At 60.6% G+C, this 24195-nt stretch carries 23 protein-coding genes; 8 read left to right on the forward strand and 15 right to left on the reverse strand.

The window, feature by feature from the left end:
* Positions 1-166: 166 nt before the first annotated feature.
* Positions 167-970, reverse strand: a complete 804-nt coding sequence (locus tag NTD80_RS28205) for a phosphatase PAP2 family protein (RefSeq protein ID WP_065899603.1) — start codon at positions 968-970, stop codon at positions 167-169.
* 124 nt (positions 971-1094) lie between these two features.
* On the opposite strand from NTD80_RS28205, the gene hslO reads away from it, so the two are divergent.
* Together hslO and NTD80_RS28215 are read left to right on the forward strand one after the other, a co-directional pair.
* Positions 1095-1997 carry an Hsp33 family molecular chaperone HslO gene (gene hslO / locus NTD80_RS28210; protein ID WP_065899604.1) on the forward strand — a complete coding sequence of 301 codons (903 nt, stop codon included), beginning with the start codon at positions 1095-1097 and terminating at the stop codon, positions 1995-1997.
* A 179-nt stretch (positions 1998-2176) separates the two neighbouring features.
* Positions 2177-3718 (forward strand): phosphoenolpyruvate carboxykinase, encoded by a 1542-nt coding sequence (locus tag NTD80_RS28215; protein WP_065899605.1) that lies wholly within the window; start codon positions 2177-2179, stop codon positions 3716-3718.
* A 57-nt stretch (positions 3719-3775) separates the two neighbouring features.
* Here NTD80_RS28215 and NTD80_RS28220 read toward each other — a convergent pair whose 3' ends face one another.
* The 6 genes from NTD80_RS28220 to NTD80_RS28245 form a co-directional block, all read right to left on the reverse strand.
* Entirely contained in the window at positions 3776-4627 is an 852-nt protein-coding gene (locus tag NTD80_RS28220; protein WP_262135675.1) for a DMT family transporter, read from the reverse strand.
* 174 nt (positions 4628-4801) lie between these two features.
* Complete coding sequence (locus NTD80_RS28225) at positions 4802-5158, reverse strand: DUF1493 family protein (protein ID WP_065899606.1); 357 nt, start codon at positions 5156-5158, stop codon at positions 4802-4804.
* A gap of 269 nt (positions 5159-5427) precedes the next feature.
* Positions 5428-6072 carry a DUF1493 family protein gene (locus NTD80_RS28230; protein WP_262135645.1) on the reverse strand — a complete coding sequence of 215 codons (645 nt, stop codon included), beginning with the start codon at positions 6070-6072 and terminating at the stop codon, positions 5428-5430.
* Between the two features lie 4 nt (positions 6073-6076).
* Positions 6077-6559 carry a hypothetical protein gene (locus tag NTD80_RS28235; protein ID WP_262135646.1) on the reverse strand — a complete coding sequence of 161 codons (483 nt, stop codon included), beginning with the start codon at positions 6557-6559 and terminating at the stop codon, positions 6077-6079.
* A 248-nt stretch (positions 6560-6807) separates the two neighbouring features.
* Entirely contained in the window at positions 6808-7407 is a 600-nt protein-coding gene (locus NTD80_RS28240; protein ID WP_262135647.1) for a putative adenosine monophosphate-protein transferase Fic, read from the reverse strand.
* Complete coding sequence (locus NTD80_RS28245; RefSeq protein ID WP_106805439.1) at positions 7407-7577, reverse strand: YhfG family protein; 171 nt, start codon at positions 7575-7577, stop codon at positions 7407-7409. The genes NTD80_RS28240 and NTD80_RS28245 overlap by 1 nt, the downstream gene beginning before the upstream one ends.
* A 175-nt stretch (positions 7578-7752) precedes the next feature.
* On the opposite strand from NTD80_RS28245, the gene NTD80_RS28250 reads away from it, so the two are divergent.
* The 3 genes from NTD80_RS28250 to NTD80_RS28260 all read left to right on the forward strand — a co-directional run bounded on the left by NTD80_RS28250 (position 7753) and on the right by NTD80_RS28260 (position 11607).
* Entirely contained in the window at positions 7753-8928 is a 1176-nt protein-coding gene (locus tag NTD80_RS28250) for a tetratricopeptide repeat protein (protein ID WP_262135648.1), read from the forward strand.
* Between the two features lie 285 nt (positions 8929-9213).
* Entirely contained in the window at positions 9214-11151 is a 1938-nt protein-coding gene (locus NTD80_RS28255) for an ATP-dependent DNA helicase RecQ (protein WP_262135649.1), read from the forward strand.
* Between the two features lie 24 nt (positions 11152-11175).
* The gene (locus NTD80_RS28260; protein WP_262135650.1) at positions 11176-11607 is read left to right on the forward strand and encodes an acyl-CoA thioesterase; all 432 of its coding nucleotides are present in this window, start codon (positions 11176-11178) and stop codon (positions 11605-11607) included.
* A gap of 126 nt (positions 11608-11733) precedes the next feature.
* Here the strand turns inward: NTD80_RS28260 and NTD80_RS28265 are convergent, their stop codons facing one another.
* The 4 genes from NTD80_RS28265 to NTD80_RS28280 all read right to left on the reverse strand — a co-directional run bounded on the left by NTD80_RS28265 (position 11734) and on the right by NTD80_RS28280 (position 16843).
* Complete coding sequence (locus tag NTD80_RS28265) at positions 11734-12213, reverse strand: glycine zipper domain-containing protein (RefSeq protein WP_065899612.1); 480 nt, start codon at positions 12211-12213, stop codon at positions 11734-11736.
* A 460-nt stretch (positions 12214-12673) separates the two neighbouring features.
* Positions 12674-15022: an FdhF/YdeP family oxidoreductase gene (locus NTD80_RS28270; protein ID WP_262135651.1), complete on the reverse strand. Its 2349-nt coding sequence runs from the start codon at positions 15020-15022 to the stop codon at positions 12674-12676.
* A complete protein-coding gene (gene fdhD / locus NTD80_RS28275; RefSeq protein WP_065899614.1) occupies positions 15019-15858 on the reverse strand; it encodes a formate dehydrogenase accessory sulfurtransferase FdhD in 840 nt (279 codons plus the stop codon). The genes NTD80_RS28270 and fdhD overlap by 4 nt, the downstream gene beginning before the upstream one ends.
* A 97-nt stretch (positions 15859-15955) precedes the next feature.
* Positions 15956-16843 (reverse strand): LysR family transcriptional regulator, encoded by an 888-nt coding sequence (locus tag NTD80_RS28280; protein WP_065899615.1) that lies wholly within the window; start codon positions 16841-16843, stop codon positions 15956-15958.
* 132 nt (positions 16844-16975) lie between these two features.
* Between NTD80_RS28280 and lysM the strand changes: the two genes are divergently transcribed.
* Positions 16976-17416 carry a peptidoglycan-binding protein LysM gene (gene lysM / locus NTD80_RS28285; RefSeq protein WP_065899616.1) on the forward strand — a complete coding sequence of 147 codons (441 nt, stop codon included), beginning with the start codon at positions 16976-16978 and terminating at the stop codon, positions 17414-17416.
* A gap of 47 nt (positions 17417-17463) precedes the next feature.
* Here the strand turns inward: lysM and yrfG are convergent, their stop codons facing one another.
* The gene (gene yrfG, locus NTD80_RS28290; protein ID WP_120447393.1) at positions 17464-18126 is read right to left on the reverse strand and encodes a GMP/IMP nucleotidase; all 663 of its coding nucleotides are present in this window, start codon (positions 18124-18126) and stop codon (positions 17464-17466) included.
* 87 nt (positions 18127-18213) lie between these two features.
* On the opposite strand from yrfG, the gene nudE reads away from it, so the two are divergent.
* Both nudE and cysQ read left to right on the forward strand, forming a co-directional pair.
* Positions 18214-18780 carry an ADP compounds hydrolase NudE gene (nudE, locus tag NTD80_RS28295; protein ID WP_065899618.1) on the forward strand — a complete coding sequence of 189 codons (567 nt, stop codon included), beginning with the start codon at positions 18214-18216 and terminating at the stop codon, positions 18778-18780.
* Positions 18777-19613: a 3'(2'),5'-bisphosphate nucleotidase CysQ gene (gene cysQ / locus NTD80_RS28300; RefSeq protein ID WP_065899619.1), complete on the forward strand. Its 837-nt coding sequence runs from the start codon at positions 18777-18779 to the stop codon at positions 19611-19613. Before nudE ends, cysQ begins: the two co-directional genes overlap by 4 nt.
* An 885-nt stretch (positions 19614-20498) precedes the next feature.
* On the opposite strand, the gene NTD80_RS28305 is transcribed toward cysQ, so the two are convergent.
* The 3 genes from NTD80_RS28305 to NTD80_RS28315 are packed head-to-tail and all read right to left on the reverse strand — an operon-like array spanning position 20499 to position 24171.
* Entirely contained in the window at positions 20499-20954 is a 456-nt protein-coding gene (locus tag NTD80_RS28305; protein WP_262135652.1) for a thioesterase domain-containing protein, read from the reverse strand.
* A gap of 26 nt (positions 20955-20980) precedes the next feature.
* Entirely contained in the window at positions 20981-22366 is a 1386-nt protein-coding gene (locus NTD80_RS28310) for a sigma-54-dependent transcriptional regulator (protein ID WP_065899621.1), read from the reverse strand.
* The gene (locus NTD80_RS28315; RefSeq protein ID WP_262135653.1) at positions 22363-24171 is read right to left on the reverse strand and encodes an ATP-binding protein; all 1809 of its coding nucleotides are present in this window, start codon (positions 24169-24171) and stop codon (positions 22363-22365) included. Before NTD80_RS28315 ends, NTD80_RS28310 begins: the two co-directional genes overlap by 4 nt.
* Positions 24172-24195 lie beyond the last annotated feature (24 nt).

Raw genomic sequence — 24195 nt, forward strand, 5'->3', positions numbered from 1 at the left:
TGTCCCAGTGCTGCAGCGGACTTGTTGTGGCGAGCGGGCTTGCCCCGCGTTGGGCTGCGCAGCAGCCCCATCAAGGCCCCTCCGCCTGTTTCCCTGCACAGTGAGGCGTCTGTTTTCAGGGCTGCTTCGCCGCCCAACGCGGGGCAAGCCCGCTCGCCACGGTCGGTTATTGCGGCGAGTTCATGATGCTCAGTCGGCCGATCAGCGGCACCCGCTGAAACAGTCCGAACACCGGCGCCGTCAGCCGCAGCAACCCATTCGACACCTTCGCCGCAAACGGCGTGTAATAGCCCCAGCCCAGTGCCAACAGCGCCAGCAGTACACCGCCGATGTAATCATCCTGCCCCCAATGCGCGCCTGCTACCAGTCGCGGCATCATGAACAACAGCGCCAGGCCCCAGATCACCAGGATCTGGCCGATGCGTTTGGCAAACACGGTCATGAACATCGCCCAGATCAACAACACCGAAGCATGATCCCCCGGGAAGCTCTGGCTTGAGCGGTCCTTCAATTCCCAAGTCTTCTCCAGCCCCGGAAAATAGTCACTCATATGAATCGCGCCGCTGATCACCATCGACGGGCTGCTGTGTTGCCAGCCCATTTGTGCCGCAAGTTTGGAAAACAGCATGCGGATAAACAGCAACAGCAGCAGAATGCCGACAAAACCTAACACTGCCTGGCGCACTTGCACGGCCTTGAATACCCACTCACCGCGAATCAGCAGCGTCAGCAGAATCACCCCGACTACCGCATCAAATGGCCGCAAACTGGCCACGGCCCACACATGCAGCCACGTTGAGTTGCTCGCCAGCGGATCATTGAGCAGATGAAACAGCCACTCGTCGAAAATCACACACAGCATCTGGCCCGTGGGCCACAGCCAAAAACACAGCAGCCCGATAGCGAGTAGATTGCAAAGAGCCCATCGCCGGAGGTTCCACTTGGCTTGGAACAAACCCGGATTGTTCATAAACTGTCCCTCTCGCTCAATTAAGCTCTCTGTTTCCAGGAGAAAGCCGCACCAAGATGGTGCTAAAGCGTTTAATTTTATAAACCTTGTAATCAATTTGTCATCAATTCAGATACCCAGACCTATGACTGATCTACCGGATACCGACTTCACCCAACGCTTTATCTTTGACGAGAACGACGCCCGCGGCGAACTGGTCTCGCTGGAGCGCAGCTATGCCGAAGTCCTTGCCAAGCACCCCTATCCGGAGCCGGTCGCGCAACTGCTCGGTGAGTTGATGGCGGCGGCTGCGCTGCTGGTCGGCACGATGAAATTCGATGGTTTGCTGATCCTGCAGGCCCGTTCCGAAGGCCCGGTCCCGATGCTGATGATCGAGTGCTCCAGCGAGCGCGAAATCCGTGGCCTGGCCCGTTACGACGCCGACTTGATTACTCCAAACGCCACGCTTTCCGACCTGATGGCCAACGGCGTACTGGCGATCACCGTCGATCCGACTGAAGGCCAGCGCTACCAGGGCATCGTCGACCTCGACGGCGAAACCCTGTCGGACTGCTTCACCAACTATTTCGTGATGTCCCAGCAAGTCGGCACCAAGTTCTGGCTCAACGCCGACGGCAAGCGCGCCCGTGGCCTGCTGCTGCAGCAATTGCCGGCTGACCGCATCAAGGACGACGACGAGCGTACCGATAGCTGGCGCAAACTCACCGCCCTGGCCGGCACCCTGACGGCTGAAGAGTTGCTCGCCCTGGACAACGAAACCATCCTGCATCGCCTGTACCACGAAGAGGCCGTGCGCCTGTTCGACGCACAGACCCTGCGCTTCCATTGCAGCTGCTCGCGCGAGCGTTCGGCCAATGCCTTGGTGAGCCTGGGCCTGGAAGATGCGCAGAATCTGGTGGTGGAGCACGGTGGCCATATCGAGATCGACTGCCAGTTCTGCAACCAGCGCTACCTGTTCGATGCCGCCGATGTTGCTCAGTTGTTCGCCGGTGCAGGTATCGACACCCCTTCCGACACCCGCCACTAAAACGTTTAAGCACAGGTAAATCACCTGACGAATGCCGGATTAGCGCTGTTCTGACGGGAGGGCCCTACTCTTTTTGGGCTTTTCTGGCATAATCCGGCCCACTTTTTTCGCGGTAGTAGTGCGCAACTTTCTACTACAAAACGTTTGGAGCACTCGGCCATAGGCCGACGGGGAACCTCATGACGCAAGCCAATAACGCCGTATACACCGATCTGAGTGTTGACGATCTGGTCAAAGAAGCCCTGCAGCGCGGTGAAGGCGTGCTTGCCGATACTGGCGCGCTGGTCGTAGAAACCGGTCACCGTACCGGTCGTTCGCCAGTCGATCGTTTCATCGTTGAAGAGCCTTCCACCCAGGATTCCATCGCCTGGGGCCCGATCAACCGCAAGTTCCCGGCCGACAAGTTCGATGCCCTGTGGGCTCGCGTCGAGGCATTCAACAACGCGCAAGAGCATTTCGTTTCCCACGTTCACGTAGGGGCTGCAGAAGACCACTACCTGGCCGTCAAAATGACCACCCAGACTGCCTGGCAGAACCTGTTCGGTCGTTGCCTGTTCATCAACCCGGCCCAGTACAACCCAGCCGGTCGTGAAGAGTGGCAAGTGCTCAACGTAGCCAACTTCGAGTGCGTGCCTGAGCGTGACGGCACCAACTCCGACGGTTGCGTGATCCTCAACTTCGCCCAGAAAAAAGTCCTGATCGCCGGCATGCGCTACGCCGGTGAAATGAAAAAAGCCATGTTCTCGGTGCAGAACTACCTGCTGCCAGCTTCCGACGTATTGCCGATGCACTGCGCCGCCAACATTGGCGAAGCAGGCGACGTGACCTTGTTCTTCGGCCTGTCCGGCACCGGCAAGACCACCCTGTCCGCAGACGAAAGCCGTTACCTGATCGGTGACGATGAACACGGCTGGGGCGAGGGCGTGGTGTTCAACATCGAAGGCGGTTGCTATGCCAAGTGCATCGACCTGTCCGAGAAGAACGAGCCGGTCATCTGGAAAGCCATCAAGCACGGCGCCGTGCTGGAAAACGTAGTGATCGACGATGCCAAGCACGCCGACTACGCCGATGTCAGCCTGACCCAGAACAGCCGCGCTGCCTACCCGCTGGAGCACGTTGCCAAGCGTTCCGAGCAGAACCTGGGCGGCGAGCCAAATGCTGTGATCTTCCTGACCTGCGACCTGACTGGCGTACTGCCTCCAGTGTCGATCCTCAGCGAAGAGCAAGCGGCCTACCACTTCCTGTCCGGCTACACCGCACTGGTGGGTTCAACCGAAATGGGCTCGGGCGCCGGCATCAAGTCGACCTTCTCCACCTGCTTCGGCGCGCCGTTCTTCCCACGTCCGGCCGGTGAATACGCTGAGCTGTTGATCAAGCGTATCCGTGGCTTCGGCTCCAAGGTCTACCTGGTCAACACCGGCTGGACTGGCGGCGGCTACGGCGTCGGCAAGCGCTTCAACATCCCGACTACTCGCGGCGTGATCGCAGCGATCCAGAGCGGCGCGTTGATTGGTGCGCAAACCGAACACCTCGACACCATCAACCTCGACGTGCCACTGGCCGTACCGGGCGTTGAAACCGGCCTGCTGAACCCACGTAACACCTGGGCTGACAAGGCTGCCTACGACGAAGCAGCGAAAGCGCTGGCTGGTCTGTTCATCGAGAACTTCAAGAAGTTTGAAGTGAGCGATGCGATCAAGGCTGCGGGTCCGAAGTTGTAAGATTCGGTCGCTGTAAAAACGCCGCCCCTCGTGGGCGGCTTTTTTGTGGGCGTTGGATCAGTGTGCGATATGCAAAACCACCGCGCCGGCCAGCACCAGCACAACCCCGAGCACCTGCACTGCTGACAGCCGCTCCTTGAAAAACACGAACCCCAGAATCGCCGCAATCCCACCTGACAATGTACTGATCACCGTCACTACAGACACCGACCCTGCCATCGCCCCCCACGAAAATGCCGAGAACCCGCCCAGGTTCATCAAGCTCGCGCCGGTCAATGTCGCGCAGTTTTTCAGCGGCGGAATCTTCAGGCCATCCTTGATCTTCAGCACCATCACCACCAGAACGCAGAGGCCGACCAGATAGCCCAGCCAGAGCATGGTGATCGGCCCCAGCGCACGCAGTGTGTAGCGGCCTTGCAGCCAGAAGCTGGTGCCGTACAGCGTTGCGGCGAGCATGGCGTAGGCGATGGAGTGGTTAGAGCTGTTGTGAGGAACGCCGTTGTCCTTGTGGATGCTGGAGAGGACTACGCCGATCACGCACAGGCCGATGCAACCGAGTTGGACCAGGCTGATGTGTTCACCGGTCGCCCAGGACAGCAGGGTGGTGACCACGCCGTAGGACGTCACCAGCGGCGCCACAATGGCGGCTTTGCCCAGCGCAAAGGCCTTGGACAAGGCAAGCGCGCCGGAGACCGTGAACAGCGCGGCAGCAATGCCCAGCAGCCAGACGCTCAATGAGGCATCCAGGGATTTGACCAGCAAGGCGGGGAAGATGACCAGCAGCAGGGTCATGATCAAAAAGCCCAGGGCCTGGCCGAAATACACTGCGCGTTTAACGCCCACGGCGCGGGCATTGAGGCCCACCAGAAAATCCGTACCGCCCCAGAGCAGGGCGGCCAGCAGGCCCATCATTACGTCCATGTAAGGTCCTTGGTATGTAGGCAGTTCACCAGGTTAGCGCATAACCAAATGTGGGAGTGAGCTTGCTCGCGAATGGGGTATATCAGTGAGAAATTACTCAACCTGACCCAGCGCATTCGCGAGCAAGCCCGCTCCCACATTTGATGTTCGGTGCTCTTGGGACTAGCTCAGGTTTTCCAGGGTCTGCGTGTCCCAGCTGTTGGTTTTGATGGCCAGGTAGAGCATGCCGATGGTCAGCGGCACCTTCTCACCACGGCCCTTGGCCCGACGCTTGAGAAACACATCAAACACCGGCGGGTTGAAGTAACGATAAGTGTCGTAGTCGCCCAGGTCGAGGGCAAATTCCTGCTCCAGTGCTTCCATGAGTTGCTTGGCCTCACTGCCGTCGCAGCCCAGGTCGAAGTTGAGTGAGGTCTGCAGGCGAAGGGTCTTGTGTTTCGGCAGTCCGATCTCCTCGTGCAGCAGTTGCAGGAGTTGCCGCATGACGGGATCTTCGGGGAAGTTGGGCGCGAGGTTCATGGTGGGAGCACGCAGGAATGGGTGAGGGGAATGGTTGCGTTGGGAGCGGTGTGTGTTTCGGGTGATAAAGAGTGCCAAGCCTATCAAGAATAGGAAGACAGGTATAAAAGGCATTCTGAGGATCACTTGCACATAGGGTAGAAGGAGTGTCAAAAGAAGGCCTGCTGTGAGGAATGTGAGCGCGAAGCGCTTTCTGAGGGTGCAGTCGTTAATTTGATAGTGAAGTACCAGGTAGAAACCGAGGAAGCACATTGCTTGCAGGTAGACATTCACGGTTTCTGATATCCCTTCGTTTCGAGTGCCTGGGTATCCCAGGACTTGGCTTTTACAGCGTGGTAGAGCATGCCAACGGTTAAAGGGCGCTTTCCCTCGCTGCCTTTTTCCACATATCGCAAATACGCGTCAAAGCCTCGACGCTTGAAGTAGCGTTTGTCGTTGTAGTCCCCTAGGCTCATGCCGAATTCAAGCTTCAGTAGTGCCATCAATTGCTTGGCTTCGGCACTGTTACACCCGAGGTCATGGTTGACTGATGTGTCGAGGGTGATGGTTTTGTGTTTGGGCAGGCCGATGCCCTCATGCAAAATTTGCAGGAGATGGAGCATGAGCGGGTCATCAGGGAAGTCCGGCGCAAGGTTCAAGGTTGGGGCGATGAATAAAGGGTGATGGGTTTTAGCCCTGCAATATATATTTTGGGTGCTCAATAACCCGATGCCTGTCACGAAGGCGATTATCGGCAGGCTTTCAAGCTGTGTCTCTCTGATCCAAGAGGTGGCATACAGCAGGAGCGCCGGGCCGGCTACCAGGAAGTAGAATCCAAGCCATATTCTGAGTAAGGGGCGCTTTATTGTTCTGTCGACAATTCCAGCCAGTACGAGAAGGAGAAGCAGGTTGATCCACTGAATGTATTCATTCATTGCATTAACCACCCTGGAATTGCCGGACCATGGCCGACAGTGATCGCTGAGGACCAATTCCGCCGCTTACTTGTGCGTCGAGGCCGATAGCCACATCACCAGCGTGATAGCTACGAATGATCCCTTTAATCGCCAGGCCTGCAGCGGCTCCAGCGGCGAGCCCCGCCGCAGGCGATGCCAGGCTCATTGGTGCGGACACGGCGCCGCTGATTAATCCTGCAACGGTCTCCCCACGAATGTTGAGTAATTCAGCCTGTTGTCGGGTCAGCGGTTTGGAGATGGCCACAGTCATCCTGCAAGGCAAATCGCGAGCGAGCATTTTTCTGTAGAGATCTACGAGTCTTCGGCGCACCTCGTTTGCAGAAATACCTGCTTCCAGCAAGCAGAGGTTTGCCAGTACAAGGTGATTGGAAGGCGGGACGATAAGACGCAGCACCGTGAAGGTGACGCCGTAGTGGCCATTGTATTGAGTCCTTTCGATATTCACGGATATATGCCGGGAGCTGTTGAAAGGGCGTTAGTTTCAGTCAGAGAAAGGTAAGTTTTATAGGGGGGCGGGCAGGAGTTTTAAGCAGTTTCGGAAGGGGATGGCGCGACATTTGGAGGTTTCTTACAGGGCTTTCCGAGATTTTTCGGGTGACCAAACCCAGTCGCTGATTTGGCGGCGACACCGCGAACCTTAGAACTGAGTTGGTTTTCGACAATAAACAGATAGTTTAAGTGCGCGGGGTTCGCTCAAGCACCGACAGGCCGATTGATACACCGCTCAAAAATCGCCTCCAGCCCCCGATAATCACACGCCACTGCGTCAATATTCGCCGGTATCCACGCCGCGTGTTTCACCAGCCACCAATTCACCGAAAATCCCGCATTCACGATGATCTGTTCAAACAGAATCCGCTGCGCCCGGCCGTTGCCCTCACGGAAGGGGTGGATAACGTTGAGGTCGCCATAGGCCTCGGCGATCTTGCTCACCAGCTCAGCCTGGCTCACGCCGACGAACCAGTTCGCGTCCTCCATAGGCCGGATGATTTTCGCGGCTTCCGGTGGAATGCGTTCCGGGGTGCAGAACAGGGTGTCGCCTTTCTGGAGATTGACGCTGCGCAGCTCGCCAGCCCACTCGTAGAGGTCACTGAACAGCGTGCGGTGGATGTGTTGCAAGCGTTCGAGGTCGTAGGGCGGGGGAAAGAGGGGGAGGTTGCCTACGGCGATTTCGGACAGTTCGCGCTCGGCCTGGTGCAGGTCAGCTTCGTCGAGCAAATCGAGGCGGTTGCGCAGGACACTGCTACCGGGATAGCAGTAAGGATCCTGGCCCACCCCGTATTTGTCGAGCATCAGCGCGAATTATTGCGGTACTTGGCGAGCACGGCCTCGCGGGTCGGCAGGGGCTTGTCGACGTCGGTCGGTTGGGTATCAAACCCTTCCAGACGCAGGCTGGCCAAGTAATTGGAACGGCGGATCTTGTGGTAATGATCCTGTTTTTGCTCAAACGTCAGTTCGCTCATCGCAGCGTACTCCTGGGTAGCAAGGTTTGATTGTAGCGCAATGCTTGCGTCGCCAGGCGGGATATAAACCACGTCACATTCTGTACAAAAAATCCTCCGGCGGGCGGAATTCAGCGTATGTTTCACCGCAAAATCTTGTAGGGCAATTTCGCCCGCTACTTAAAGGGAGTTAAGCATGGGTTTGCTTCGTGTCGCCTCGGCGATGTCTTTGTGTGCAGTGGCCTTTTCCATCCAGGCTGCGCAGTTGCCGATCGAGGTGCTCAGCGCGGTGGTCAAGGACCAGAAAATCGCCGATGCCGAAGTGCTGTTGCAGCGCAACGGCGCACAGAACGTCGTGGGCCGCACCAACGCCCAGGGCCAGGTGACGCTCACCAGCGAAGCCGCTGACGATGCCAGCAACCTGCTGATCATCAAGAAGCCCGGCTACTCGAACCTTGTGGTGAAGTGCCCGTGCGCAGGCATGACCTACGCCATTAGCCCCGTGATGGAAAACCTCGACGGCCTGCGCGTCGTACTGACCTGGGGCAAAAACCCGGAAGACCTCGACTCCCACATGATCTTCCCGGGCAACAATATTTACTTCGAAAACAAGACGGGCACCGACGCCGAGCTGGACGTGGATGACGTCGACAGTTATGGCCCGGAAACCATCACCCTGCAGAAAAAGCACTACGGCGAAAGTTACGTCTACGCTGTGCATGACTTCACCAACCGCGGCAATCCAGGTTCGCGCCAGTTGTCCAATAGCGAAGCCAAGGTGTTCGTGTACATGGGCCAATCGCTGGTGCGCACTTACTACGTGCCGCAAAACCGCAGTGGCAACCTGTGGACAGTCTTCCGCATGACCGGCAGCGGCGACTTCCAGGACATCAACACCTTCAGCGGTGTCACAGTGAATGCTGCGAACGTGCTCAATGAAGTCAAACCCCTGCTGGATGACAGCGTGGCGGTCACGGCGGTGGCTGTCAGCTCTTCCGCACAGACCGATGCGAAACGTCTGAACGTGCAAGGTGAAGCGGCCTACCAGGCTGGCAAGCTGGACCAGGCCATTGACCTGTTCCGCCAGGCTATCGAATTGGACAACGGCTTCGGCAAGGCCTACGGCAACCTGGGCCTGGCGTATCAGAAGGCTGGCAATACCGCCGAGTCGATCTGGGCCAACCGCAAGGCCATCGCCCTGGCGACCGGCGCGAATGCCGCCACCGTGCGTGCCGGTGCTTACTACAACATCGCGCGGATCTACGAAGCGGCGGGGCAGTTCCCGGATGCGTTGCGTCACTATCAGTTGGCCAAGGAGCAGAAGGCCAACCCGGTGTACGACGCGGCGATCGAGCGCGTGCAGAACCGCTGATTCAGGCGTAATACAGCGCTAAAAATGTGGGAGCGGGCTTGCTCGCGAAGGCGGTTTATCAGTCAGTGCTCTATCGACTGACACACCGTCCTCGCGGGCAAGCTAACTCCCACTTTTGGTTTGTGATGTTCTTACAAAACCCCGCGAAAAATCCCACTTCGGCCCTAGGCCATCCCTCAGTCTGTGTATCATCCTGTCTCTTTTTTCCATGCGACCTTTCTCGATTCGCTGAAGTTTTCGGGCTATGTTTTTGAGCCAACTCAGCGGTCAATGGAGTGACAGCGAATGCACGACACCCTCCAGCAGGTCTTTGGTTATCCACAGTTTCGTTTAGGCCAGGAACAAACGGTCAGCGCCGTACTGGCCGGCCGTTCGGCCGCAGCCATTTTCCCTACCGGGTCGGGCAAGTCCCTGTGTTACCAGCTGCCTGCGGTATTGCTGCCGCACCTGACGCTGGTAGTGTCGCCGTTGTTGGCGTTGATGCAGGACCAACTGGGTTTCCTGCAGCGCCACGGCATTTGCGCGGGCAGCATCGACTCGGCGCAAAGCCGCGATGACGCCAATGATGTGATGGCCCGCGCGCGTTCGGGCGAGTTGAAAATCCTGATGATTTCCGTGGAGCGCCTGAAGAACGAGCGTTTTCGCAACTTCCTGCAGAGCGTGCAGATCTCGCTGCTGGTGGTGGATGAAGCGCACTGTATTTCCGAGTGGGGCCATAACTTCCGTCCGGACTACCTCAAGCTGCCGGACTACCAGCGTCAGTTCAATATCCCACAGGCGCTGTTGCTGACTGCGACGGCCACGCCCAAGGTGATTGCCGACATGCAGGCCAAGTTTGCCATCGCGCCGCAGGATGTGGTCACCACGGGCTTCTACCGGCCCAACCTCAACCTGCTGGTTGAGCCGGTAGCCGGCGCCGACAAGCGTCGGCGGCTGGTGCAGTGGATGGCCGAGCGCGCCGATCAGCCGAGCATCGTCTACGTGACCTTGCAGAAAACCGCCGAGCAGATCGCCGAACATCTGAATCGCAATGGCATCCAGGCCGAGGCGTACCACGCCGGTTTACCCAGCGATAAACGCGAAGGTATCCAGCAGCGATTCATGAGTGGGCGCTCCAATTGCATTGTCGCCACCATCGCGTTTGGCATGGGCATCGACAAGAGTGATATCCGCAATGTGGTGCACTTCGACCTGCCCAAATCCATCGAGAACTACAGCCAGGAAATCGGTCGTGCCGGGCGTGATGGGCAGCCCTCCGACTGCCTGGTGCTGGCCAACCGCGACAGCCTCAACGTGCTGGAAAACTTCGTGTACGGCGATACCCCCGAGCAGGACGGTATTCGCCGTGTGCTGGAGGAATTGCAGGCCGCGCGCAGTGAGGGGCAATGGGAGTTCCTGCTGCGCTCATTGTCGGACCACAGCAATATCCGCGAGCTGCCCCTGAAGACCCTGCTGGTGCAATTGGAGCTCAGGGGCGTGATCGCGCCGCGCTATGCGTTTTATGCCGAGTACCGCTTCAAGTACCTGATTGAACCGGAGGCGTTGCTTGCACGATTTTCCGGCGAGCGGCAGCAGTTTGTCGCGGCGATTGTCCAGGTGTGCAAGCGCGCGAAAACCTGGGCTACCGTGGATTTTGACGCGCTTTATCAACAGCACAATGCCGAGCGCAATCGGGTGGTGAAGGCGCTGGATTACTTCCAGGAACAAGGTCTGATCGAGCTGGAAAGCAAGCAGATGACCGAGGTCTACAGCCTGCTCAATATCGATTTTGACCCACAGGCGCTGAGCGCCGAGTTATACACAGGCTTCAAGCAGCACGAGGTGGGAGAGGTGGCGCGGATTCACGCCATGCTTGATCTGTTCGCCACCGAACAGTGCCTCGGCCAGCGCCTTGCGCAGTATTTCGGGGATGAAAAAGCGCCCCAGCGTTGCGGACATTGTTCGGTCTGCCACGGTGACGTGGCGCATCTGCCAGCACCGCCCAGTCTGCCGCCGCTTGTGGATAAAAACTTCATGGGCCTGTGCGGTGACTTTATCCACAGGCATCATGAACATACCGGCCAACTGCCCGGCGCCGAGCGGCTGACGCGGTTCCTGGGCGGCATCAGCGTGCCGCTGTTTACCAAGCTGAAGGCGCGGGGCATTCCCGGTTTTGCTGCGCTGGAGGACTACCCCTACGCCGATGTGCGTGAGTGGGCCCAAGCCCATCTGAATGACTTGTAAACCTACTTTCAGTGAGACCTGCCCATGCCTGAGTCAATGCCGCAACGCGCTGATTACCGTCACTTCCAGCCGATCATCACGCGCTGGCACGACAACGATGTGTATGGCCATGTGAACAACGTGACCTACTACAGCTTCTTCGACACCGCGGTGAATACCTACCTGATCGAGCAGGGCGGGTTGGATATTCATGAGGGTGAGGTCGTGGGGTTTGTGGTGAGTTCGGCGTGCGATTACTTTGCCTCGATTGCCTTTCCGGACCGTATCGACATTGGCCTGCGCGTGGGCAAGTTGGGCAACAGCTCAGTGCAGTACGAGTTAGCGGTGTTCAAGGCTGGCGAAGAAGACGCCTGCGCAGCGGGGCGCTTTGTGCATGTGTTTGTCGATCGCGGGACGAACCAGCCGGTGGCCATTCCGGGGAGGCTGCGCGAGGCGCTGCAGCGGTTGGTAGTGTGACGCCATTTATGTCGGCGCCGGCTTGCCCGTGATGGTTGGTTGCCAGACGGTCAGTCTGAGCCTGATCCAACGCTATCGCAGGCAAGCCAGCTCCCAGTGGCCTGGTGAGTCCTTCAGGTCGCTGAATTACCGATGACGGTAGTGATGCTTGTTCTTGCGATGCCCGTACGCATGGCCACGGCCGCGATGGTCATCACGGTCATAACGACGGTTATCACGCCCACGGGAGCGACGATCGTCATCATCGCTCTTGTTGCCCATGTAGTTACCCAGTGCGCCACCTGCGCCACCGCCGGCGGCTGCGCCGATCAGGCTGCCGGTGTTGCCGCCCATGCTGCGGCCCACGACGTTACCGCCGGCTGCGCCCAGGGCGCCGCCAATGGCGGCTTCGCCACGGCTGCGTTTGTCGGCACCGACCGCACTGCCGCCCGCACCGCCGAGGGCTGCGCCGATGGCCGAACCGGTATTACCACCGATCTGCTGGCCTACAACTGAACCGAGTACCCCGCCCAATGCGCCGCCCACACCGGCTTCGGTGGTGCCACCGGCCATGGCTGCGCCACTGACCAGGCCAAGGGACAACAAGAGAATCGAGGAGAACTTCATAGAGAGACCTCAAGAGGATGACGGCGCGATCCTGAGGTTGTATCGAGGCACTGACAATCGAAAACCGACCAGTGGTATGGGTTGTATACAATTTGCTAAGTTGCTGTTTTTTATGGGGAACTTAAGTAATTTTTGCGAGTCTCTAGTTACTTCGGAACGGCCGCTTTTATGCAAAAGCGGCCTTTTTTTTGCCCGCGATTTGGGCTCTAGAGTGCTTTGTAATGGGGTGGGCGGGCTTGTCCCGTGTTGGGCTGTGAAGCGGTCCCGAGACCAGGTGATTGGGGTCTGACTGGAACTGTGCGCTGCTGTTATTGGGGCTGCTGCGCAGCCCAACGCGGGGCAAGCCCGCTCGCCACAATAACAAGCTCGCTCGCCACAGTGACGAGCCTGCTGGACACAGCAACAAATCGGCAGGACACAACATGGTGTCCTGTCACAGCACGCGGGCTTGCGCCGTGTGTCAGGCTGAGCGGGCCATGATCAAGCCACTGTCGCTCGCCGCTTCCAGGCAAATCGCCACGAATTTCGAGGTTGGCGTGTGGCTGCCATCGCCGGTGCTTTCCAACGGCACCAGTGGGTTCACTTCTGGATAGTAGGCCGCTGCCTGCCCGGCGGGGATATCGAACGCGAGCAGGGTGAAGCCTTTCACGCGGCGCTCGCGACCGTCTTCCCAAAGCGACACGATGTCGGCCTTCTGCCCCGGCTTGAAGCCCAGGCGGATGATGTCGGCTTCGTTGACGAACAACACGTCACGCTGGCCCTTCACCCCGCGATAGCGATCGTCCAGGCCATAAATGGTGGTGTTGTACTGATCGTGGGAGCGCATCGATTGCATGATCAGGTCCGGCACGCGGCCTGTGGCGTGGGTGCGTTCGTGGATCAGGTCTTTCGGCAGGATATTCGGGCGGAAGTTGGCGCGGCCCGACGGTGTGTTCCAGCGGCGTGCACCGGCGGAGTTGCCCAGGTAGAAACCACCCGGGTGTTTCAGGCGTTCGTTGAAATCCTTGAAGCCCGGGATGGTGTCGGCGATCAGGTCGCGAATACGGCTGTAGTCCGCCACCAGCCAATTCCAGTCTACCGGTTTGCTGCCCAGCGTCGCGGCGGCGATACCGGCGAGGATGGCCGGTTCCGACTTCATCAGCTTCGACAGCGGTTGCAACTGGCCGTTGGAGTCGTGGACCATGCTGAACGAGTCTTCCACCGTCACCGCCTGCGGGCCTTCGGCCTGGATGTCGATGTCGGTGCGGCCCAGGCACGGCAGGATCAGTGCGTCTTTACCGTGGGTCAGATGGCTGCGGTTGAGCTTGGTGCTGATCTGCACGGTCAGGTCGCAATTGCGCAGGGCTTCGAAGGTGCGCGGGCTGTCCGGCGTGGCTTGGGCGAAGTTACCGCCCAGGCCGATAAACACCTTGGAGCGACCTTCGAGCATCGCGTGAATCGCTTCTACCACGTTGTGGCCATTGGTGCGCGGCACCTGGAACTGGAAGCGGCGCTCCAGGGAATCGAGGAATGCCACCGGTGGGCGTTCGTTGATGCCCATGGTGCGGTCGCCCTGCACGTTGCTGTGCCCACGTACCGGGCACAGGCCGGCGCCAGGGCGGCCAATGTTGCCGCGCAGCAGCATCAGGTTGGCGATTTCCTGGATGGTCGGGACTGAGTGGCGATGCTGGGTGATGCCCATCGCCCAGCACATGATCACGTTCTTGCCCTTGGCGTACATGCGCGCCGCTTGCTCGATCTCGACCAGCGTCAGGCCGGACTGCGCGACGATTTCATCCCAGGAGGTGTCGTCGATCTGACCCAGGTAGTCGAGCACGTTGGCCGTGTGTTCGTTGAGGAAATCGTGGTCGAACACCGCTTCCTTGCCTTCAGCCTGGGCCTGGCGTTCCCACAGCAGCAGGAACTTGGCCATGCCGCGCAGGATGGCCATGTCGCCCCCCAGCGCCGGACGGAAGTAGGCGGTGTTGGTCGGCTTGTCACCGTTGGTGAGCATTTCCAGCGCGTGTTGCGGGTGCTGGAAGCGTTCCAGGCCGCGCTCTTTGAGTGGGTTGATACACACCACCTGTGCGCCGCGCTTAACCGCTTCGCGCAGCGGTTCAAGCATGCGCGGATGGTTGGTGCCGGGGTTCTGGCCCCAGACGAAAATCGCATCGGCATGTTCGAAGTCGTCAAAGGTCACGGTGCCTTTGCCGACGCCCACACTTTGCGCCAGGGCCACGCCGCTGGCCTCGTGGCACATGTTGGAGCAATCCGGGAAGTTGTTGGTGCCGTAGGCGCGCACGAACAGCTGGTACAAATACGCCGCTTCGTTGCTGGCGCGGCCCGAGGTGTAGAACTCGGCCATGTCCGGGCTGGGCAGCGCATTGAGATGCTTGCCGATCAGGTCGAATGCCGCTTCCCAGCTGATGGGCTTGTAGCGGTCGGTCTCGGCGTCATAGCTCACCGGCTCGGTCAGGCGGCCTTGATATTCCAGCCAGTAGTCGCTCTGCTCCAGCAGCGCGGTCACGCTGTGCTTGGCGAAGAATGCAGCGTCGACGCGGCGCTTGGTGGCTTCCCAGTTCACCGCCTTGGCGCCGTTTTCGCAGAACTTGACCATGCCGCTTTCCGGCGAGTCGCCCCAGGCGCAGCCCGGGCAGTCGAAGCCGCCGTTCTGGTTGGTCTTGAGCATCATGCGGATGTTTTTCAGCGCGTTGTCGCTGGTCAACCACGCCTGCGCCACGCTGATCAATGCACCCCAGCCGCCAGCCGGGCCTTTATAAGGCTTGTAGCGCGGGGTCGGGGTTTGGTCGGCTTGGTGATGATTGCTCATGGCTGGTACTCCATCGCAGGGCTATAGACCCGCGGCGCGCTTTTCTGCGGCAGGTGGATGAGATTGAGGTTGTGCCGGCGCGCCCATTGCAGGGCGAGGCCGGTGGGCGATGACAAGCTGACGAGGGTCTGGATGCCCGCGCGCAGGACTTTCTGGATCAATTCGAGACTGCAACGGCTGGTGACAATCGCCAGTCCACCGTCAGTCGGAATCTTTTGGCGGATCAGTGCGCCGATCAACTTGTCGAGGGCGTTATGCCGGCCGATGTCCTCGCGGCCCATCAGCAGTTCGCCCTGGTTGTTCATGAACACTGCCGCGTGCACGGCGCCGCTGTATTGGCCCAGCGGCTGGAACGCACTGATGCGCTGGCGCAGGCCGTCGAGCCATTCGGCAGGTGGCAAGGGCGCGCCTGGCAGCACTTGCAGGTCGGGCAGTGCCTGTTCTACCGCTTCTACGCCGCACAGGCCGCAGCCGCTGGTGCCGGCCAATTGGCGGCGCTGCTGCTTGAGGTTCCAGAAGGCGCGGCTGGAGATTTGCACCTGGGCGTATTGGGCTGAACCCGAACCGCTGAGTTTCAGATCATAAATGTCGCTAACGTCGGCGATAATGCCGCTGCCGATACTGAATCCGACAATAAAGTCTTCCAAATCCGTCGGCGTAACCAGCATGACCGCCTGGCTGATGTCGTTATAGGCAATCGCCAACGCCACTTCTTCCGCCAACGCTGTGCGGGCGACTTCAGTGTGTTCGAGGTTGCAAAACTGGTAGCTCTGGCTGGCGGCGGGCGCGGGTGTTTCAGGGGCGGGCGCCGCGCAGACTGGGCGCTTGGCGTTCATGGGGCTGTACCACCGACGGATTGATCAGTGTTTAGACTAGGCGCGACAAAGCGTCGCGTCTAATTGCCAGTACTGATCTACCGATAGATGACGTCGATCAAGGCGTTGTTTGCGATTTCTGATACAGCGCGAAACACGCTTCCGCCAGCGCTGAACGCGGCGCGCTGCGGCGCATGATCAGCCCCAGGCGTGCCAGGGTGTGGGCGTCTTCGATCGGTTGCAGGCGTAGATGCTCGGTGAGTGCGTCCAGGCCGCCGTCCAGTGGCATTACGGCGCAACACAGGCCGCCGTGCACAGCTTGTAACAATTGGTGGACGGCGTCGGTCTGCAGCAGCGGCTGCGGGTTCAGGTTTCGGCTGTGGAAGTTATGGTCGATGGACTGACGAAAATGCATGCCACTGGTGAGCATGCCCAGGGGTAGCTCGGTCAGGGCCTCCCAGCTCAACGGCGTGTCGCCGAAGCTGAAATAGCGCTGGTCATAGAGCAGGCCCATGCGGGTTTCACCGAGGGCAAAGGAGTCGAAGCGCTCGGTGTCGAGGCGCTCCAGGTACGACACGCCAAGGTCCAGGCGATTGCTCGCCAGCTGTTCGAGGATCTGTTCGGAACTGAGTGCCGAGAGTTCGAAGCGCAGGCTCGGGTGCTCCTTGTGCAATTGTTGCATCAAGGCCAGGGGATCGAAGCTCGACAGCGGCACCACACCCAGGCGCAACGTACCGACGAGGTTGCCGCGACAGGCCGCGGCTTCGGCCTGCAAGCCGTCGTAGGCCGCCAGCACCGTACGTGCCCACGCCAGCACGCGTTCACCAGGCGCGGTAAAGCCCTCGAAGCGCTGGCCGCGATTGACCAGTGGCAAATCCAGCTCTTCTTCCAGGCTGCGCAGGCGCATCGACAAGGTCGGCTGCGTGATGTGGCAGCGCGCAGCCGCCTGGCCGAAGTGACGGGTCTCGTCGAGGGCGATGAGGAATTTGAGTTGCTTGATGTCCATCTTCGCTCCAGGGCTTATTCCAATGGCGGGGGGATTCTAGCGCGTTTGGGTCTGTGGCCGGGCCGGAACCCAAATCCGTCGGACTGGTCTAGTCTTGAGCATCTGGACATCAACTACCAAGGAGAGCGCACCATGAGTCTTTTTAGCTTTGTTAAGGAGGCCGGCGAGAAGCTGGTCAAGCTGCTGACACCAGGCAATGCCAACGCTGGTGAAGATTTGAAAAAGCATATCGAGGATGTCGGGTTGGGTAACCCTAACGTTCACGCTACCGTCGAGGGTGACAAGGTCACGATTTCCGGCGAGGTAGCGACGCAGGAGGAGAAAGAAAAAATCATCCTGGCAGCGGGCAATATCGCCGGTGTTGCCAGCGTCGAGGACCAGATTACAGTTTCCGGTCCTGCCGTGGCGGCAGCCCGTTTCGTCGTGGTGAAAAAGGGCGACACCCTCAGCGCGATTTCCCTGGCGGTGTATGGCAACGCCAACCAGTACAACAAGATTTTCGAGGCCAACAAGCCGCTGTTGTCGCATCCGGACAAAATCTACCCAGGGCAGACACTGCGTATTCCTGAGTAATACACAACGTAGAAATGTTGGAGGGGGCTTGCCCCCTCCCACATGGTTCAGAGTCCGACAATGAGATCGCGGTAATCACCCACTGCTGCAAATTCAGCCGTGTCCTTCGGCCCCTTCTGGCTATCCGGCTCCTTCACTGCCAGTAAATGCCCCACGCCAAACGCGCGGGCGCTGCGCAGGATCGGCAAGGTGTCGTCGATAAACAGGCTGCGCGCCGGGTCGAAGGCAATGTCGGCTTGCAGGGCGTCCCAGAACTGCGGGTTTTCCTTGGCGAAGCCGTAGTCGTGGGAGCTGATCAATCGCTCGAAATACGGCGCCAGTTCAATGCGTTCCAGCTTCAACGACAGCGAGTCACGATGAGCATTGGTGATCAGGATCACCCGCTTGCCGGCCTGTTTGATCGCCGCCAGGAACGTGTCGGCATCCGGGCGCAGGGCGATCAGGTGGGCGGTTTCCAGCTTGAGCTCGCGCACTGGGATATTCAGCTCGGTGCTCCAGAAATCCAGGCAATACCATTGCAACTGTCCGGCATTACGCTCGAACAGCGGCTGCAATTCCATCTCGGCCATGGCCCGGCTCACCCCGTGCAGCTCGGCGTAACGCTGGGGCAGGTGTTCCATCCAGAAGTGATTGTCGAAATGCAGGTCGAGCAGCGTGCCGTCCATGTCCAGCAGGACGGTGTCGATGGCGTGCCAGGGCAGAGAGGGCATGGAGTGGTCTCATGTAAGTAAAGATATCCGACACAGACAATCGGAAAAGCCACGGTATAGTAACCCGATCACGCCAAGGAGCCGCTTATGCGCCAGAAACCCACCGTCCTCGCCCGCGAAATAGTCGCCAGTAGCCGTTTGTTCCGCGTGGAGGAAGTGCAATTGCGCTTTTCCAATGGCGTGGAACGGACCTACGAGCGCCTGGTAGGCCGCGGCGCCGGTTACGGCGCGGTGATGATCGTGGCGATGATCGACGACGAGCACGCGTTGCTGGTGGAAGAGTACTGCGGCGGCACGGACGAGTATGAATTGTCGTTGCCCAAGGGCTTGATCGAGCCCGGTGAGGATGTGCTGGCGGCGGCGGACCGCGAGCTCAAGGAAGAAGCGGGCTACGGTGCGCGTCAGCTGGAGCATCTGACCGAGCTTTCGCTGTCGCCTGGCTATATGAGCCAGAAGATCCAGGTGGTGCTGGCCACTGATCTCTACGAAGAACGCCTGGAGGGCGATGAGCCCGAACCAATGCGCGTGGACAGGGTCAACCTGCACGAGCTGTCGCAACTGGCGCAGAACGAGCAATTCAGCGAAGGCCGCGCCCTGGCCGCGCTGTATCTGGTACGAGATTTGTTGATTCAGCGTGGAGCGTTTATCGCATGAGCGAACTGTTTTTAGGCCACCCGTTTATCGCCCCGGTGATTGAGCTGGCTCGCCAGGCGGGTGAAGTGATCCTGCCGTATTGGCGCGCGGATGTGGCGGTGACGTCCAAGGCCGATGATTCGCCGGTGACGGCGGCAGACCTGGCCGCCCATCACCTGATCCTCGCCGGCCTCACGGCCTTGGACCCGAGCATTCCGGTGCTGTCCGAAGAGGACGCCGATATTGACCAGAGCGTGCGCGCCGGTTGGCAGCGCTGGTGGCTGGTGGATCCGTTGGATGGCACCAAGGAGTTTATCGCCGGCAGCGAGGAATTTACCGTCAACGTGGCGTTGATCGAACAGGGCCGCGTGGTGTTTGGTGTAGTGTCCATGCCCACCAGTGGCCGTTGCTACTTTGGTGGCGCGGGCCTCGGTGCGTGGCGCTCGGATGTCAACGAAGCCCCCAAGCAGATCCAGGTACGCGAGTCGCCGGCCGTGGGCGAGTCCTTCACCGTCGTGGCCAGCCGTCGGCATACCAGCCCCGAGCAGGAGCGTTTGCTGGACGGCTTGAGCGAAGGCTTGGGCGCCTTGAAGCTGGCCAATATCGGCAGCTCGTTGAAGTTCTGCCTGCTGGCCGAGGGCAGCGCCGATTGCTACCCGCGCCTGGCGCCAACCTCGCAGTGGGATACCGCAGCCGCCCAGGGTGTGCTCGAAGGGGCGGGCGGTGAGGTACTGGAGTTGAGCGGCGAGCCGTTCAGCTACCCGGCGCGGGCCTCATTGTTGAACCCATTCTTCCTGGCATTGCCAGCCAAGGCTGCCTGGCGGGACCGCCTGCTCACCCTGGCGCGTTCCTGAGTCGGTCGGAGATTTATTTAATGTGGGCTGGCTCCCACATTCGAACGGCGCCACCTTGGAGGCGATTGCGGTGGGTCAGCCAGCTTAGCCGGTTCTGATCCACCGCCTTCGCGGGCAAGCCCGCTCCCACATTTTTGAACGGTGTGAAGCTTCGCGTTTGGCTGTGCGGTTGAAATTGCCGGGCCTTGCGCCGCAGCAATGGAAGACGCTTCTCAATGTGGAAGCGGGCTTGCCCGCGAAAGCGGTATGCCAGTCACCGAACATGTTGGCTGATCCACCGCAATCGCGGGCAAGCCCGCTCCCACATTTTTGATCGGTGTGAAGCTTCGCGTTTGGCTGCGCGGTTGGAATTGCCGGGCCTTGCGCCGCAGCAATGGAAGACGCTTCTCAATGTGGGAGCGGGCTTGCCCGCGAAGGCGGTATGCCAGTCACCGAACATGTTGGCTGATCCACTGCTTTCGCGAGCAAGCCCGCTCCCACATTTTTGCTCGGTGTGAAGCTTCGCGTTTGGCTGTGTGGTTGGAATTGCCGGGTTGCACCGCAAGAGCGGACGACGCATCCCCCAATGTGGGAGCGGGCTTGCCCGCGAAGACGGTATGCCAGTCACCGAACATGTTGGCTGATCCACCGCCTTCGCGAGCAAGCCCGCTCCCACATTTTTGAACGGTGTGAAGCTTCGCGTTTGGCTGTGCGGTTGGAATTGGCGGGTTGCACCGCAAGAGCGGACGACGCATCCCCCAATGTGGGAGCGGGCTTGCCCGCGAAGGCGGTATGCCAGTCACCGAACATGTTGGCTGATCCACCGCTTTCGCGAGCAAGCCCGCTCCCACATGGCAACTGCGTCGGGCGCGGGGTTCAGGCTAGGCCGCTCCCACGCTTATGCTTTTAGCGGTGCAGGACGTACTGGCCAGTAAACGCCACCGCGCGCGCCTCGCTGCCCTCATTCACAATCCATGTCTCCAGGGTCAAACGCGCTCGGCCATAACGCTTATAGGTGGCGACGAAGCGCTTCCACACCTTTTCTTCCGGCGCTGCGCACATCACCGTCGCATCCTGCGCCACCGGCAGCGGATAGCTGATCTGCCCTTCCTGGATCACGATATGCCCGTCTTCAATGCCTTCCTCGCGCAGCTGCAGGTGCAGCCAACCCCAACCCGCCAACACCGCGCCGCAATAGAGGCTGCCGCCGAACATGGTGCTCTTGTGGTTGATATTGGCCTGCAAGGGCAGGTGCAGCTGCAATTGGCCGTGTTGCCAGTCGAGCACCTTGAGGCCCATTTCCCGGGTGAGGGGAATGTCGTGGTGAAGGATGGATTCCAGGTAACGGCTGTCGCGGCTCATGGGTGCCTCTTGATGGGTGGGCGGGGTCATTCGTCGTCGGTACTGTGGTTGCCGCTGTCGGCGAAGTTCAGGCCGTGTTTACGCAGCTTGTCGTGCAGGGTCTTGCGCGGTACACCCAGGGCTTCGGCGAGGCTGCGCAGGGAGCTGTGGGGGCGTGTGAGTTCGGCTGCGATCAGGCTCTTCTCGAACTGTTCGACTTGTTCGCTCAAGCCTCCCGGAGTGGAGGTCAGTACGCCGGCCGCCGGATTGTCCGGCGTGTTGTCCAGCGCCAGCTCCAGGCCCAGGGCAAAGCGCTCGGCAGCGTTCTGCAGTTCGCGGACATTGCCCGGCCAGCTGTGGCGCAGCAGCAGCGCGCGTTGGCCCGGTTGCAGCTCGTGCAGCGGCAGGCCGTGGCGGCTGCTGGCTTCGTCGGCAAAGTGCTGGAACAGCATCAGCGCATCTTCGCCGCGCTCGCGCAGCGGCGGGATGCGCAACGGCGCGACGTTGAGGCGGTAGTACAAGTCGGCTCGGAAGCGGCCCTGGTCGGCGGACTGGCGCAGGTCTTCCTTGGTGGCGGCGATGATGCGGATATCCAGTGGAATCAGCTGATTGCCGCCCAGGCGCTCGACCACACGCTCCTGCAACAGGCGCAGCAGCTTGACCTGTACATCCAGGCTCATGCTTTCGATTTCGTCGAGGAACAGCGTGCCGCCGTTGGCGAATTCGAACTTGCCGATACGCCGCTTCTGCGCGCCGGTAAAGGCGCCCGGTTCATGGCCGAACAGCTCGCTTTCGACCACCGACTCAGCCAGGGCGCCGGCGTTGATCGCCACAAACGGCCCGCTGCGTCGGCTCGACAAGTCATGCAAGGCGCGCGCGACCACTTCCTTGCCGGCGCCGGTTTCACCGAGGATCAGCACATCGGCCTTGGTCGCCGCCAATGCGCCGATCTGCTCGCGCAGGCGCAGCATTTGCGGGGAGTGGCCGACCAGCCGCGTGCTCAGTTGCTGGCGATCACTCAGGGCCAGGCGCAGGCTGCGGTTGTCCAGTACCAGGCGGCGCAGCGCCAGGGCGCGGCGCACGCTGTCGAGCAGGGCGTCGCTGGCGAAGGGTTTTTCCAGGAAGTCATAGGCGCCGGCGCGCATGGCCTGCACCGCCAGCGGCACATCGCCGTGGCCGGTGATCAGCAATACCGGCAGCTCCGCGTCCTGGCCGTGCAGTTCGGCCAGCAGCTCCAGGCCATCCATGCCGGGCATGCGGATGTCGCTGACCACCACGCCCGGCCAATCGCGGGACAGGCGTGCGGTAAGGCCGGTGGCTTCGCCCAGCGTCAGGACTTTCAGCCCGGCCAGGTCCAGGGTCTGGCACAGGGCCTGACGCAAGTGTGGATCGTCGTCGATCAACACCACCTGAATCTGGTTATCGATACTCATACACTGCGGTCCTCGGACGGTTGCAGACTGACGCCCGGCGAGCCGGCACGCAATTTCAAGGTTAACAGCGCGCCGCCTTCCTTGTGGTTGGCGAACAACAGCTCGCCGCCAAAGGCACGCATCAGGGTGTCACAGATTGCCAGCCCCAGCCCCAGGCCTTGAGTGCGCGTCTTGGTGGTGTAGAACGGCTCGCTGGCGCGGCCCAAGGCTTCCATGCAAAAGCCCGGGCCGTTGTCGCGAATGTACAGGTTGACGCCCTGTTCGGTGGTTTGGGCACTCAGCCAGAGCTTGCGCGGCGGGCCTTTTTCGGTGAGGGCGTCGAGGGCATTGGCCAGCAGGTTGCCCAGTACCTGGCGCAAGCGGGTTTCGCCGGCCTGTACCCACAGGGTCGCTTCCGGCAAATCGCGGATCAACTCGACTTCCATCGACCGCCGCCGCTTGGCCAGCAAGGCCAGCGCGTCGTCCAGTGCCGGCTGCAGCGCCACGCTTTCCGGCGCATGGCGGTCGCGGCGGGCAAAGGCGCGCAGGTGCGCGATGATCGAGGCCATGCGCCCGGTCAGCTCGCTGATCAGCTTGAGGTTGCCCCGCGCATCACTGGTGCGCTCGTGGTCGAGCAGGATCTCGGCGTTTTCCGCGTAGCTGCGGATCGCCGCCAGGGGCTGATTGAGTTCGTGGCTGATGCTCGCCGACATGGTGCCCAAAGCCGACAGTTTGCCGGCCTGCACCAGGTCATCCTGGGCGCGCACCAGTTCCTGCTGGGCGTGTTCGCGTTCGAGCACTTCCTGCTTCAAGCGGCGGTTGAGGCCTTCGAGGTCGCTGGTCCGCTCGACCACGCGCATTTCCAGCTCACGACGGGCCTTGGCTTCGAAGGCAATGCGGTCCAGATAGTGGCGGCGGCGCTGCATCATCAGGCCGAGCAGCAGCATCAACACCAGCAGCGTGGCGCCCCCCACCGCAACCACTGTGCGCACCGGGCGGTTGATCAGCGAGCGCGGCGCCAGGATCTCCACGTTCCAGCCGGTCTCGGCGATGGCTGTGGATTGGCGCAGCCACGCCGTGGAACTCAGTGCCAATGGCTGCGGGTCGCGGGTCGGGTAGGGCTGGATGGCGATGATGGCCTGGCGTTCTTCGGGGGTCAGTGGCCGAGTGGCACGGAAGCGCCATTGCGGGCGCGAGGTCAGGATCACCACGCCATTGTGGTCGGTGACCAGCAGTTGTTCCGGGGTGTTGCCCCACAGGCTCTCGGTGTGGTCCAGGTCGACCTTGACCACCAGCACGCCGATGATGGTGGCGCCATCGCGCACGGCGGCGGCGAAAAAGTAACCGCGTTTGGCCGAGGTGGTGCCCAGCCCGAAGAAGCGCCCCAGGCGCCCGGCCATGGCTTCGCTGAAGTAGGGGCGGAAGGAGAAATTGCGGCCGACGAAACTGTCTTGTTTGTCCCAGTTGGACGCGGCGAGGGTCTTGCCGGTGGTGTCCATCAGGTACATCACTTCCACCCCGGCCTGGGCCGCGACGTCCTTGAGCAGCAGGTTGGCGTTGACCAGGTTGGTGCTCACCTGCGGCGCATCCAGGGCCGTGCGCAGGGCCGGCAAGTCACCGAGAATCTGCGGCAGCACTTCATAGCGATGCAGCGTGCCGAGCAGGTTGGCCACGTACAGGTCGAGGGTCTGGCGGTTCTGCCCGGCCAGTTCACTGCGGTAATAGCGCTCGGCCAAGTGCTCCAGCGGCCACAGCAGCGGCGCCAGGCACAACGCCAACAGGGCGAGGCTGCGCCAGCGGGGTCTTCGCGGAAGGGGTGGGTTCATGGGAGTCGTGCGCCTGTGGGTACA

It is taken from the genome of Pseudomonas sp. 13B_2.1_Bac1, assembly GCF_025466155.1.
Classification (GTDB): domain Bacteria; phylum Pseudomonadota; class Gammaproteobacteria; order Pseudomonadales; family Pseudomonadaceae; genus Aquipseudomonas; species Aquipseudomonas aylmerensis.